Raw genomic sequence first — 12,615 nt, 5'->3', positions numbered from 1 at the left:
ATTGTCTCCCAAGCGAGCTGTGGTGATGGATTGCTCGCGATTTTAATGGAATAAGCAGTCGATGTGTAATGCTATTGCGTTATCAGTACGATCGAATCACTTGTGGTCGCTCTTCCGCACCAGGTAATCCCCCAGGCTCTGGAAGCCCTGCACCAGCACCACCAGGATCACCACGGTGATCAGCATGATGGTGGGGTTGAAGCGGTTGTAGCCGTAGCGGATGCCCAGGTCGCCGAGGCCGCCGCCGCCCACCGCGCCGGCCATGGCAGAGTAGCTGACCAGCGTGACGATGGTCACCGTCAGGGCGGTGAAGATGCCGCCCCGGGCCTCGGGCAGCAGCACCTTGGCGATGATCTGCCAGGGCGTGGCGCCCATGGACTGTGCCGCTTCGACCAGGCCCGGCGGGATCTCGTTCAGGGCGCCCTCGACCAGGCGAGCGATGAAGGGGATTGCGGCGATGGTCAGCGGCACCACGGCGGCATTGGTGCCGATGGAGGAGCCGACCAGCGCCCGGGTGAAGGGGATGATCGCCACCATCAGGATGATGAAGGGCACCGAGCGACCGATGTTGGTGATCACGCCCAGCGTACCATTGAGGGCCGGCTGGGCGAGGATCTGCCGGGGGCGGGTGACGTAGAGCATCACGCCCAGCGGGATGCCCAGCAGGGCGGCGATCAGCCCCGAGACTGCCACCATGTAGAGGGTGTCGAGGGTGGCCTCGAGGATCAGTTCAATCATCGCGCTGGACATGGCCGAGCACCTCCACCTGCAGGTCGTGGGTTTCCAGATAGCTCAGGGCGCGGCGGGTATCCGCCGCGTCGCCCATCAGTTCGGCGATCATCAGCCCCAGGGTGCGATCCTGGATGGACTCCACCTTGGCCTGGAGGATGCTGACGTCGACGCCGCACTCCCGGGCCAGCCGCGAGATCAGCGGCGTGGAGACGGCATCCCCGGAGAAGGCCAGGCGCACCACCGGGTGGCTGTGCGCCCCGGGTTCGGCCTCCAGGCGTTCGATCAGCGCCCGGGGCGGCTCGAGCTCGAGGAAGTCGTTGAGGAAGTCGCGGCCCAGCCGGGTGCGCGGGGCGGTGAAGAAGTCGCCGACCTCGGCCTCCTCGACCAGCTCGCCGCCGGAGATCAGGCTGACCCGGTGGCAGATCGACTTGACCACCTCCATCTCGTGGGTGATCAGCAGGATCGTCAGGCCGAGCTGCTGGTTGATATCGCGCAGCAGCTCCAGGATCGAGCCGGTGGTGTGCGGGTCCAGCGCCGAGGTGGCCTCGTCGCACAGCAGCACCCGCGGCCGGCTGGCCAATGCCCGGGCGATGGCCACCCGTTGCTTCTGGCCGCCGGAGAGCTGGGCGGGGTACTGGCGCGCCTTGTCGGCCAGCCCGACCAGTTCCAGCAGCGGGGTGACCCGCTCGGCGATCTCGGCCTTCTTCATGCCCATCAGCTCCAGGGGCAGGGCGACGTTGGCGAAGACGGTGCGCGAGGTCAGCAGGTTGAAGTGCTGGAAGATCATGCCGATGCGATGGCGCGCCTGGTTGAGGGCGTCGCCGCTGAGGCCGGTGAGCTCCTGGCCATCCACCGTCACGCTGCCGGTGGTGGGGCGCTCGAGCAGGTTGACGCAGCGGATCAGGGTCGACTTGCCGGCCCCGGACAGGCCGATCACGCCATGGATCTGGCCCTTGGGCACATGCAGGTCGACCGCCTTCAGTGCCTCGACGCCCCTGGCGCCGGCGCCTTTGCCCTTGCTGAAATAGGTCTTGGAAACGTTTTGCAGTCGAATCATCTGGGCCACCGAGGTGGCGCCGGGACCGGCGCGGGCGAGCAGGCGAGCGGGCAAAAAAAGGCCACCCTGACGGGTGGCCATCAACGCTGGACACACCCTTTTAGCTGCACTTCACGCCGTGAGACACGAGGCCCCGCGACGTCGGCGCCCGCAATCCGGGTACAAATCGGCGCCTTCAAAATGTAGCCGACAATCCTAGGTCTCGAACAAGCGTATGTCAAACGCCCTGGGGCATGTTGAGCCTCAAGACGCGATTGGCTGGCAAATTTCACTGTAAAAGCGAAGAAAGCAGCAAGAATTTCTGATCAGGGCGCCTGCGGTCGCCATCGGAGGCCGCGCGGAGGTCGGGCGGCCCCGCCCGGCCGGGCGGCGCGGGTCGGCACGCGCCGGCATGGACGCGGTGGCCAGGGCTTCCCTACACTATCGGCTTTCCCGGCCGCCTTCCCCGGCGGCCCCGCGACGAGAGGAGAGGGCATGTTTACCGGCATCGTGCAGGACACCGCCGAGGTGGTCGCCATCCAGGAAGCGGAGGCGTTCCGCACCCATGTGCTGGCCTTGTCCCCGGCGCTGAGCGAGGGCCTCGAGATCGGCGCCTCGGTGGCCCATAACGGGGTCTGCCTGACCGTCACCGGCATCGACGGCGAACGCGTGAGCTTCGATCTGATGCGCGAGACCCTGAGGGTGACCAACCTGGGCGAGCTCGCAGTGGGCGACCGGGTCAACCTCGAGCGCGCCGCCCGCTTCGGCGACGAGATCGGCGGCCATGCCATGTCCGGCCATGTCATGGCCATGGCCGAGCTGATGGAGCTCGACGAGGCGCCCAACAACCGGCGCCTGTGGTTCGAGCTGCCCCACGCCCTGGGGCGCTTCCTGTTCGACAAGGGCTACATCGGGGTGGACGGGGCCAGCCTGACCATCGGCGAGGTGCGCCAGGCGACGGCCGGGCACGGCCCGCGCTTCTGCGTCGACCTGATTCCCGAGACCCTGGCGCGGACCGTGCTGGTGGATCGGGTGCCGGGCGATCACGTCAATATCGAGATCGATCCCCAGACCCAGGCCATCGTCGAGACCGTGGAGCGGGTGCTGGCCGCCCGCGGCGCCTGAGGCGTTCAGGCTGCGTTGGCGGCGCGGCTGGCGTCGCCCCCGGAAGTCACTTATATATCAGGGAGTCTCGCCGCACCGCTTGCGCGCCGGCGTCTCGCATCCCGGGACGCCATCCGCTACCATGTGCGGCTTTTCTCGCACCCGGACGCGACGTCCCCCCGCAGGACGAATCCCATGCTGAAACGCCTTCTGGATAATCACTTCGCGCTCACCGAGCACGGCACCGACATCAAGACCGAGGTCATCGCCGGGATCACCACCTTCCTGACGATGGCCTACATCATCTTCGTCAACCCGAGCATCCTCTCGGAGTCGGGGATGGACTACGGTGCGGTGTTCGTGGCCACCTGCGTGGCGTCCGCCATCGGCTGCCTGATCATGGGGCTGTGGGCCAACTATCCCATCGCCCTGGCGCCGGGCATGGGCCTCAACGCCTTCTTCACCTACGGCGTGGTGCTCGGCATGGGGTACAGCTGGGAGGCGGCGCTCGGCGCGGTCTTCCTCTCCGGCTTCACCTTCTTCCTGCTCAGCATCTTCCGCATCCGCGAGTGGATCATCAACTCGATCCCCATGTCGCTGCGCATGGGGATCGCCGCGGGCATCGGCCTGTTCCTGGCGATGATCGCCCTGCAGAACGCCGGCATCGTGGTGGCCAATCCGTCCACCTACGTGGCGCTCGGCGACCTCTCCGAGCCCCCGGCCCTCTATGCGCTGCTCGGCTTCTTCGTGATCACGGCCCTGGCCTACCTGCGCATCACCGGCGCGGTGATGATCGGCATCCTCGGCATCACTTTCCTGGCGATGATCCTGGGCCACAACGAGTTCGCCGGGGTGATGTCCCTGCCGCCGTCGATCGCCCCGACCCTCATGCAACTGGATCTGGCCGGCGCCTTCGATATCGCCATGTTCAGCGTGGTCTTCGCCTTCCTGTTCGTCGACCTGTTCGACACCTCCGGGACCCTGATCGGCGTGGCCCATCGTGGCGGCCTGCTCGACGAACAGGGCAAGCTGCCGCGCCTCGGCCGGGCCATGATGGCCGACAGTGGCGCCTCCATGGCGGGGGCGGCGCTCGGCACCTCCACCACGACCAGCTACATCGAGTCCACCGCCGGCATCGTCTCCGGCGGGCGCACCGGCCTGACCGCCGTGGTGGTGGCCGTGCTGTTCCTGATCAGCCTGTTCTTCTCGCCGCTGGCCGGCTCCATCCCCGCCTTCGCGACGGCCGGCGCCCTGCTGTACGTGGCGGTGCTGATGACCGGCAGCCTGACCCATGCCGACTGGGATGACGCCACCGAGGCCGCCCCGGTGCTGATCTCCGCCCTGGCCATGCCGCTGACCTTTTCCATCGCCGAGGGTATCGCGCTGGGCTTCATCAGCTACGCGGCCATCAAGACCCTGTCCGGGCGCTTTCGCGACCTGAACCCGGCCGTGGTGGTGCTGGCGCTGATCTTTGCCGGCAAGTTCCTGTTCCTCGACTGACACTGACCAACCGAGAATCCCGATGAGCATCTACGGCGACTACATCAAGTCCGTGATCCGCACCGTCCCCGACTGGCCGCAGCCGGGGGTCAACTTCCGCGACATCACGCCGCTGCTGCAGAACAGCGCCGCCTTTCGCAAGCTGATCGACAGCTTCGTGCACCGCTACCAGGAGATGGACATCGACGCCGTCGCCGCCATCGATGCCCGGGGCTTCATCGTCGGCGCGCCGCTGGCCTACGAGCTGGGCTGCAGCTTCGTGCCGGTGCGCAAGAAGGGCAAGCTGCCGTTCAAGACCATCAGCGAGACCTATACCCTGGAGTACGGCGAAGCCGAGGTGGAGTTGCATTCCGATGCCTTCCGCGCGGGAGATCGCATCCTGGTGGTCGATGACCTGATCGCCACCGGCGGGACCATGCTGGCCGCGGCCAAGCTGATCACCCGTACCGGCGGCCAGGTGGTGGAGACCGCGGCCGTCGTCGACCTGCCGGATCTCGGCGGCGCCGACAAGATCCGCGAGGCAGGCTTCGGTGTCTTCTCCGTCTGCTCCTTCACCGAGGACGAGTGACAACCCGATGAGCACCCACCGCTACCACCAGCATTTCACCGTCTCCTGGGATCAGCTGCACCGGGACGTCCGCGAGCTCTGTCATCGCCTGGTCGAGCGCGACTTCAAGGGCATCGTCGCCATCACCCGGGGCGGGCTGATCCCCGCGGCGCTGATCGCCCGTGAGCTCAACGTGCGGCTGATCGACACCGTCTGCATCAAGAGCTACGAGGGCATGGAGCAGGGCGGTCTCGAGGTCATGAAGGGCGTCGATCACGACGGCGACGGCTGGCTGCTGGTCGACGACCTGGTCGACACCGGAAAGACGGCCCGCAAGGTGCGCGAGATGCTGCCCAAGGCGCACTTCGTGACCGTCTATGCCAAGCCGGAGGGCCGGCCGCTGGTCGACCAGTACCTCACCGAGGTGGCCCAGGACTGCTGGATCCAGTTCCCCTGGGACATGGGCGTGGCCTATGTCGAGCCCCTGGCCGACCAGGTCAAGCGCTGAGCCATGGGTTGTCCGCTTCCCGACAGCTGGCAGCAGTGGCTGGGTGACGAGTTCGAGGCGCCCTACATGCAGGCGCTGCGCGACTTCCTGGCCGCCGAGAAGGCCGCCCGCAAGGTCATCTATCCGCACTCCTCGAACTGGTTCCGGGCCTTCGAGCTGACGCCGCTGGACCAGGTCAAGGTGGTGATCCTCGGCCAGGATCCCTATCACGGCCCGAACCAGGCCCATGGCCTGTGCTTCTCGGTGCGCCCCGAGGTGCGAATCCCGCCCTCGCTGGTCAACATCTACAAGGAGCTGGCCGCGGACGTGGGCTTCCGCCCGGTGAACCACGGCTACCTGGAGAGCTGGGCCCGGCAGGGCGTGCTGCTGCTCAACACCTCGTTGACGGTGGAGCAGGGCAATGCCGGGTCCCACCGGGGCAAGGGCTGGGAGACCTTCACCGACCGCGCCATCGCCGCGGTCAACGAGCACGCCGGTCCCTCGGTCTTCCTGCTCTGGGGCAGCCATGCCCGCCAGAAGAAGGCCCTGGTGGATACCCGCCGGCACCTGGTGCTGGAGTCTCCGCATCCCTCGCCGCTCTCCGCCCACCGCGGCTTCTTCGGCAACCATCACTTCTCCCGGGCCAACGCCTTCCTGGTCGAGCATGGCCGCTCGCCGATCGACTGGCAGCTGCCCGAGACTCCGTGACCGAGACCCAACTGCGATAGCCCTGCGGCGGGTCTCGGCCAGCTTAACCTCGCGGCGGGATGCGGTTAGAATATTTCCCAATTGGCACATGCCCGGCATGTGACGAAGGATCGATCCAACCCCCGCCGAAGAGGTCCGCCATGAGCGTTCATGCCATCCAGCACCCCCTGGTCCAGCACAAGCTGGGTCTGATGCGCGAAGCCGGCATCAGCACCAAGAGTTTTCGTGAACTGGCCGGCGAGGTGGCCAAGCTGCTCACCTACGAGGCGACCCAGGACCTCGAACTGGAGACCCAGGAGATTCCCGGCTGGAGCGGCGAGCCGATCCCCGTGCAGCAGCTCAAGGGCAAGAAGGTCACCATCGTGCCGATCCTGCGCGCCGGCCTGGGCATGCTCGAGGGCGTGACCGACCTGATTCCCAGCGCTCGGATCAGCGTGGTGGGCCTGTACCGCGACGAGGAGACCCTCGAGCCGGTGCCTTATTTCTCCAAGTTCGCGGGGGATCTGGACGAGCGCATGGCCATCGTCATCGACCCGATGCTGGCCACCGGCGGCACCATGGTGGCGACCCTCGACATGCTCCGCGACCGGGGCTGCAAGCACATGAAGGTGATCGTGCTGGTGGCCGCCCCGGAGGGCATCCAGCGCGTGCAGGCCTCCTACCCGGATATCGAGATCTACACCGCCGCCGTGGACGATCACCTCGACGAGAACGGCTATATCGTGCCGGGTCTCGGCGATGCGGGAGACAAGATCTTCGGCACCCGCTGAGGCGTTCCGTCTTCCCGGCCAGCCGGCCTCGCGCCGGCCGGCCAGCCTTCAGAAAAAGCTCAAGCCAACCTGAAAGAGTCGTTCCACTTCCCGTAATCGGCGCTTATCGATGACGAACAGGATCACGTGGTCACCGGACTCGACCACCACGTCGTCATGGGCGATCAGCACCTCCTCGCCGCGCACGACCGCCCCGATGGTGGTCCCCTTGGGCAGGTCGATGGCGCCGATGGCACGCCCGACGACCCTGGAGGAATGGGCATCACCGTGGGCGACAGCCTCGATGGCTTCGGCGGCCCCGCGACGCAGCGAGTGGACGTTGACGATGTCGCCGCGGCGCACATGCGTCAACAGGCTGCTGATGGTGGCCTGCTGGGGCGAAATGGCGATGTCGATCTCACCACCCTGAACCAGATCCACATAGGCCGCGTTGTTGATCAGGGTGAGCACGTTGCTGGCGCCCATGCGCTTGGCCAGCAGCGAGGACATGATGTTGACCTCATCGTCGTTGGTGAGCGCACAGAAGATGTCGCACCCTTCGATGTTTTCCTCCTCGAGCACTCGCTTGCTGGTCGCGGTCCCGTGCAGCACCACCGTTCGATCGAGGCGTTCGGACAGCTGGGCACAACGCTCGAGGTCGCGCTCGATGATCTTGACCTGGTAGTCGTGCTCCAGGTGCTCCGCGAGGCGCTCGCCGATGTTGCCGCCGCCGGCGATGATGACCCGGCTGAAGTCCTCATGGCGACGACTCAGCTCGTTGGTGACCGTGCGGAGGTCGCGCCGGGCGGCGATGAAGAAGACCTCGTCATCGGCCTCGATGATGGTATCGCCACGGGGGATGAGCGGCCGATTCTGCCGGTAGATGGCCGCCACCCGGGTATCCACGTTCGGTAGGTGGCGCCGCAGGAAGCTCAGGTCCTGTCCCACCAGGGCCCCGCCGAAGACCGCCTTGATAGCGACCAACTGGACCAGGCCGCCGGCGAACTCCAGCACCTGCAGGGCGCCCGGATACTGGATCATCCGGCGGATGTGGTCGGTGACCACCTGCTCGGGGCTGATCAGGACATCGATGGGCACCGCCTCATGGGCGAACAGCCCCTTGCGGGTCAGGTAGGCGCTCGAGCGGACCCGGGCGATCTTGGTGGGAGTGCGAAACAGCGTATAGGCGACCTGACAGGCGATCATGTTCACCTCGTCGCTATTGGTCACCGCGATCATCAGGTCGGCATCCTCGCAGCCCGCCTGGCGCAGCACCGCGGGGTAGGAAGCGACCCCTTGCACGGTGCGGATATCGAGCCGCGTGTGCAACTCCCGCAGGCGCGCCCCATTGGTATCGACGACCGTGATGTCGTTCTCTTCATGGGCCAGGTGTTCGGCCAGGGTCCCGCCGACCTGACCGGCACCGAGGATGATGATCTTCATGCGTCCTCTCCCGAGGCGGTAAGAAGGCGGTACCCGACGCCGGCTTCGGTCTGCAACAAGGCCGGAGACTGGGGGTCATCACCAAGCTTGTGGCGCAGCTTGCTGATCACGATCCGCAGATAATGGGTGTCATGGGCATGCACGGGCCCCCAGATCTCGCGCAGCAACTGCGTCTGGGTCACCACGCGGCCGGCATGGCGGACCAGATGGGCGAGCACGGCGTATTCCTTGGGGGTCAAGTGCACCACGGCGCCATCGAGCAGTACCTGCCGGCTCTCGAGGTCGATGGCGACGCCCCCATGCCGGTAACGCGACATCTCGGGCGCGGAGGCGGCAATCTGATGGCGTCTGAGTACCGCGCGGATACGTGCCAGTAGCTCACGAATCCCGAACGGCTTGGTGACGTAGTCGTTGGCCCCGTTGTCCAGGGCCCGCACCTTCTCATCTTCCTGTTCCCTGACCGACAGGATGATCACCGGCACATCGCTGTGCCGCCGGAGGGACTCCAGAAGGGTCTGGCCGTCCATGTCCGGCAGCCCCAGATCCAGCAACACCAGATCGACACCGCCCGCCTCCGCCCGGCCGAGCCCCATGCTGCCCGATGATGCCTCGATGACCTCGAAACCCTGGGAACCCAGGCTGATCCGCAGGAAGCGGCGAATCTGGGGCTCGTCGTCGATCACCAGGACCCGGGGGCATTCACTCGGCATCGGGGCTCTCCTCATGCGCCGACAGCGGGAGGCAGACCTCGATGGTGGTGCCCTGGCCATCCGGACCGGGCAGCGCGGTCACCGAGCCACCATGCGCCCCTATCATGCCTCGACAGATGGCCAGTCCCAGGCCACTGCCACGCCGCCCGCGGTCGCCTTCGCCACCGGTGACGAACATGTCGAAAACGGCATCTCGCTGTTGCGGGTCGATCCCCGGCCCTTGATCCGTGATGCGCAGGGTCAACCAGTCGCGGTCCGCGGAGTGCTCCCCGTGGATCGCGATCCTGCCCCCCGGCGGGGAATAGCGCGCCGCGTTGTCGATGATGTTGACCAGGGCCTGCTCGATCAACGCCGGATGGACATGCAGCAAGGGCAGGTCTCCAGGCCAGTCACGCGCCACCGACAGTGCCTCGAGCGAGGGGGCGAGACGCTGGAGGGCCGAACCGACCAGGTCATCCAGCGAGATCCAGTCGCGTTCGATCCTGAGCTGGCCCTGTCCCAGCCGGGTCATGTCCAGCAGGTTCTGGATATACCGGTCCAGGCGCTCACTCTCGCTCAGGATGCTGTCGAGCAATTCGCGCTTGTCGTCATCCCCCAGCTGTTCATCGAGGTCACGCAACGCGCTGGCCGAGCCGATGATCGAGGACAAGGGCGTTCTCAGGTCATGCGACACGGAGGAGAGCAGCGCCGAGCGCAGGCGCTCATTCTCCTCCGATAGCCGCGACGCGCTCAGCTCGTCGACGAGGCGGGTGCGTTGCAGGGCCATCGCCAGTTGCCGGATCAGGGCGTCGATCAGCGCCTCCTGGTCGGTGGTGGGAGAGGGCTGCAGCACGGCCAGCTTCAGGCCGACCACGCCGAGCAGCCGGCCATGCTCGTGGAGGGGGATAAAGCGCCAAGGCAGCTCGCTCTGCTCACCCGTGTCGAAACCGCAGGCCTGCCGTGTCTGGCGACACTGCTGGACGGCGTCGTCCGCCGCCTGATCCAGAGTCACCCCCTCGGGCAGCGATTCACGGATGGTCAGGGGCGCTCTCGGGGCATCGGCTTCCAGGAAGACCACCGGCACCGCGAGCCAGCGCTCCAGGGTGGAGACCCCCACCCGGCGTACCTGCCCCCAGTCGGTCGCGATCGATAGCGCCCGGGCATACTGCAGCAATCGGTGGGTGTGTTCACGGTTCGCCCTCAGCGCCACCAGCCGCTGCCGCCCGCTGCCGGCCAGCTTGCCGACCACGATGGCCACCAGCAGGAAGAAGGTGACCGTCAGCAGCTGTTCCTGCTCCCCCACGACGAGCGAGAATCGCGGCCGAGTGAAGAAGAAGTTGAAGGCCAGGAAGCCGAGGATGGCGCTGGCCATGGCCGCCCGCGTTCCCGCCAGGGTGGCGCTGGCCAGGACGGCGCCGAGGAAGAGAAGCGACAGGTTGGCCAGCTCCAGCCAGGCCTCCAGGCCCCAGGACACCCCCAGCGCGACCAGCGTGGTCCCGATGGCGATGACGGGCTCCTGCCATCGCAAGGCCTGCCAGCGGGCTCGGGGGCGCCAACGCTCGCGTACGCCACCCCCGGACATGACGACCAGGTCGAAGCTGCCTTCCCGCCGGGCCAGTCGGTCGGGCAGGGAATGCCGCCAGAAACGCCAGCCGGAGGGGCGCGACCGGCCCATGATCAGGGTGCGAACCTTCTGGCTCTCCGCGTAGTCGAGCAGTGCCTCCGCCCATCCCTCACCCTGTAGCCAACGGGTTTCACCGCCCAGTCGGGTCGCCAGGGCGAAGCCTTTCTCCACCCGAAGCCGGCGGGCACTGTCATCTCGGGCCGGCTGCACATGGACGGCTCGCCAGCGCAGCTGATCTCGCTCGGCCATCCGGTGGGCGGCCCGCACCAGGTCGCTGTCCTGGGCGCCGCCGCTCAAGGCCACCAGCAGCGATACCGGGGACGGGCCTTCCGTCAGGTCACTCGCCGGGTGATCCCGTTTTTCGAGCATCGTGCTGGCCATGGAGGACGCCTCTTTCAACGAATGAGTCATTGGACCTGGCTCCCCGCGGTTCATCGGCGCCAGAACATGGGGGTCAGGAGGACCAGGACGGTGAGAATCTCGAGCCGGCCCATGAGCATCCCGATGCACAGGAGCCATTTGGCCGCATCCGGCAAGGGCGCAAAATTGCCGGACGGGCCGATGATGTCACCGAGGCCCGGCCCCACATTGGCCACGGCCGTGGCGGCCCCGGAGAGCGCGGTGACCAGGTCCAGGCCCATCAGGGAGAGGCCCAGGGCCACGCCGGCAATGGTCAGGAAGAAGAAGAAGGAGAAGGCCACCACGCCACGCGTGATCTCATCGGTCAGTGATTGGCCATTGTAGCGCGACACGAAGACGCCACTGGAGTGGATAAGGAAGCGCAACTGGCTGATCAGCAGCAAGATGGCGACCTGGAACCGGAAGATCTTCATGCCGCCCGCCGTGGAACCGCTGCAGCCACCGACGAAGGTGAGGTAGAAGAAGGCGACCGTGGCCATGGGCCCCCACAGGGTGTAATCCTCCGATGCATAGCCCGTGGTAGTGACCACCGAGATGACATTGAAGACCACATGGGTAAGGGCCTCGGCGGGGGGCGTGCCCAGCTGCATTCGCCATATCGCCATGAGCAGACAGACGACCGTGAGCACCAACAGCAGCCCCCTGACCTGCTGATCCTTCCACAGGGCCAGGCCGTGGCCGCGCAGCATCCGGATATACAGCACGAAGGGCAGAGAGCCACCCAGCATGAACAGGCTGGCGAGCCACAGTATGCGCGGTGTCTCGGCGTAGGCGCCGAAGGAGGCATCGGTATTGGCGAAGCCCCCCGTGGCCACGGAGGTCATGGCGTGGACGACGGCGTCCAGGGGCGTCATGCCCGCCAGCCAGTACGTGACCATGGCGGTCAGCGTCATTCCGCAGTAGATCCCCAGGGTCGCCTTGGCGATGCCGCCGGTCCGGGGCATGACCTTGTCCGACCAGTCCGACGACTCGGTATGGAACAGCCTCATGCCGCCGACCTTCAGGAACGGCAGGATGGCGATGCCCATCACGATGATGCCGATGCCCCCCAGCCACTGCATGATGCCGCGCCACAGCTTGAGCCCATCGGAAAGCGTGTCGATGCCGGACAGGATCGTGGACCCGGTCGTGGTGATCGCCGATACCGACTCGAACACCGCATTGGTGAACGAGAGCTGTGGGGCGCCCAGGATCAGAGGCAGGCTGGCGAAACCGCTGACGCTCACCCAGCTCAGTGTGGTCAATACGAACATCTGCCAGGGCTTGAGCTCAACGGCAGTGCGAAAGGTCAGGCTCCAGGTGAGGCCCACCGCCAGGAGGATCAAGAGGATGGACAGACCGAACGCCATGGCGTCGGGATCCCCTTCGATCAGCAGCACCCCCCAGGGCAAGGCCATGAACAGCGCCAACACCAGCCAGAGCACGGATACCGCCTTGAAGACCGGAGCCCAGAGGCGAGCACGTTCTTCGGCATGACGACGAGGAAAGCCCAACGTCCGAGACATTTGGATACCCCCACAAAATCCAGTCGTCATCATGAGAGCACGAGGGGGCATAAAATTTCTGTAAAGATTCC

At 66.4% G+C, this 12,615-nt stretch carries 12 protein-coding genes; 6 read left to right on the top strand and 6 right to left on the bottom strand.

Going from position 1 to position 12,615, the window contains the following annotated elements; genetic code table 11:
• Positions 1–96: 96 nt before the first annotated feature.
• A complete protein-coding gene (locus OCT48_RS10755; RefSeq protein ID WP_263589159.1) occupies positions 97–750 on the bottom strand; it encodes a methionine ABC transporter permease in 654 nt (217 codons plus the stop codon).
• Entirely contained in the window at positions 731–1,789 is a 1,059-nt protein-coding gene (locus OCT48_RS10750; RefSeq protein WP_263589158.1) for a methionine ABC transporter ATP-binding protein, read from the bottom strand. Before OCT48_RS10750 ends, OCT48_RS10755 begins: the two co-directional genes overlap by 20 nt.
• Positions 1,790–2,263: 474 nt before the next feature.
• On the opposite strand from OCT48_RS10750, the gene OCT48_RS10745 reads away from it, so the two are divergent.
• The 6 genes from OCT48_RS10745 to upp all read left to right on the top strand — a co-directional run bounded on the left by OCT48_RS10745 (position 2,264) and on the right by upp (position 6,884).
• Positions 2,264–2,893: a riboflavin synthase subunit alpha gene (locus OCT48_RS10745; protein WP_263589157.1), complete on the top strand. Its 630-nt coding sequence runs from the start codon at positions 2,264–2,266 to the stop codon at positions 2,891–2,893.
• 174 nt (positions 2,894–3,067) lie between these two features.
• On the top strand, positions 3,068–4,372 hold the full coding sequence (locus OCT48_RS10740) for an NCS2 family permease (protein ID WP_263589156.1): 1,305 nt from the start codon (positions 3,068–3,070) through the stop codon (positions 4,370–4,372).
• 22 nt (positions 4,373–4,394) lie between these two features.
• On the top strand, positions 4,395–4,940 hold the full coding sequence (locus OCT48_RS10735; protein WP_263589155.1) for an adenine phosphoribosyltransferase: 546 nt from the start codon (positions 4,395–4,397) through the stop codon (positions 4,938–4,940).
• A gap of 7 nt (positions 4,941–4,947) precedes the next feature.
• Entirely contained in the window at positions 4,948–5,427 is a 480-nt protein-coding gene (gpt, locus tag OCT48_RS10730) for a xanthine phosphoribosyltransferase (RefSeq protein WP_126486002.1), read from the top strand.
• A gap of 3 nt (positions 5,428–5,430) precedes the next feature.
• Positions 5,431–6,114 (top strand): uracil-DNA glycosylase, encoded by a 684-nt coding sequence (gene ung, locus OCT48_RS10725; RefSeq protein ID WP_263589154.1) that lies wholly within the window; start codon positions 5,431–5,433, stop codon positions 6,112–6,114.
• Positions 6,115–6,254: 140 nt separating this feature from the next.
• A complete protein-coding gene (gene upp / locus OCT48_RS10720) occupies positions 6,255–6,884 on the top strand; it encodes a uracil phosphoribosyltransferase (protein WP_263589153.1) in 630 nt (209 codons plus the stop codon).
• A gap of 48 nt (positions 6,885–6,932) precedes the next feature.
• Here upp and trkA read toward each other — a convergent pair whose 3' ends face one another.
• The 4 genes from trkA to OCT48_RS10700 are packed head-to-tail and all read right to left on the bottom strand — an operon-like array spanning position 6,933 to position 12,544.
• Positions 6,933–8,306 carry a Trk system potassium transporter TrkA gene (trkA, locus tag OCT48_RS10715; RefSeq protein ID WP_263589152.1) on the bottom strand — a complete coding sequence of 458 codons (1,374 nt, stop codon included), beginning with the start codon at positions 8,304–8,306 and terminating at the stop codon, positions 6,933–6,935.
• Positions 8,303–9,016, bottom strand: coding sequence for a response regulator (locus OCT48_RS10710; protein WP_263589151.1), 714 nt, complete (start codon positions 9,014–9,016; stop codon positions 8,303–8,305). The genes trkA and OCT48_RS10710 overlap by 4 nt, the downstream gene beginning before the upstream one ends.
• On the bottom strand, positions 9,006–11,000 hold the full coding sequence (locus tag OCT48_RS10705) for an ATP-binding protein (RefSeq protein ID WP_263589150.1): 1,995 nt from the start codon (positions 10,998–11,000) through the stop codon (positions 9,006–9,008). Before OCT48_RS10705 ends, OCT48_RS10710 begins: the two co-directional genes overlap by 11 nt.
• Before the next feature lie 50 nt (positions 11,001–11,050).
• Complete coding sequence (locus OCT48_RS10700) at positions 11,051–12,544, bottom strand: TrkH family potassium uptake protein (protein ID WP_263589149.1); 1,494 nt, start codon at positions 12,542–12,544, stop codon at positions 11,051–11,053.
• Positions 12,545–12,615: the final 71 nt, after the last annotated feature.

The sequence above is a fragment of the Halomonas sp. M4R1S46 genome (genome assembly GCF_025725685.1).
In the GTDB taxonomy this organism is placed as follows: Bacteria; Pseudomonadota; Gammaproteobacteria; order Pseudomonadales; family Halomonadaceae; genus Halomonas.
This window is presented reverse-complemented; position numbering and strand designations above follow the sequence as displayed.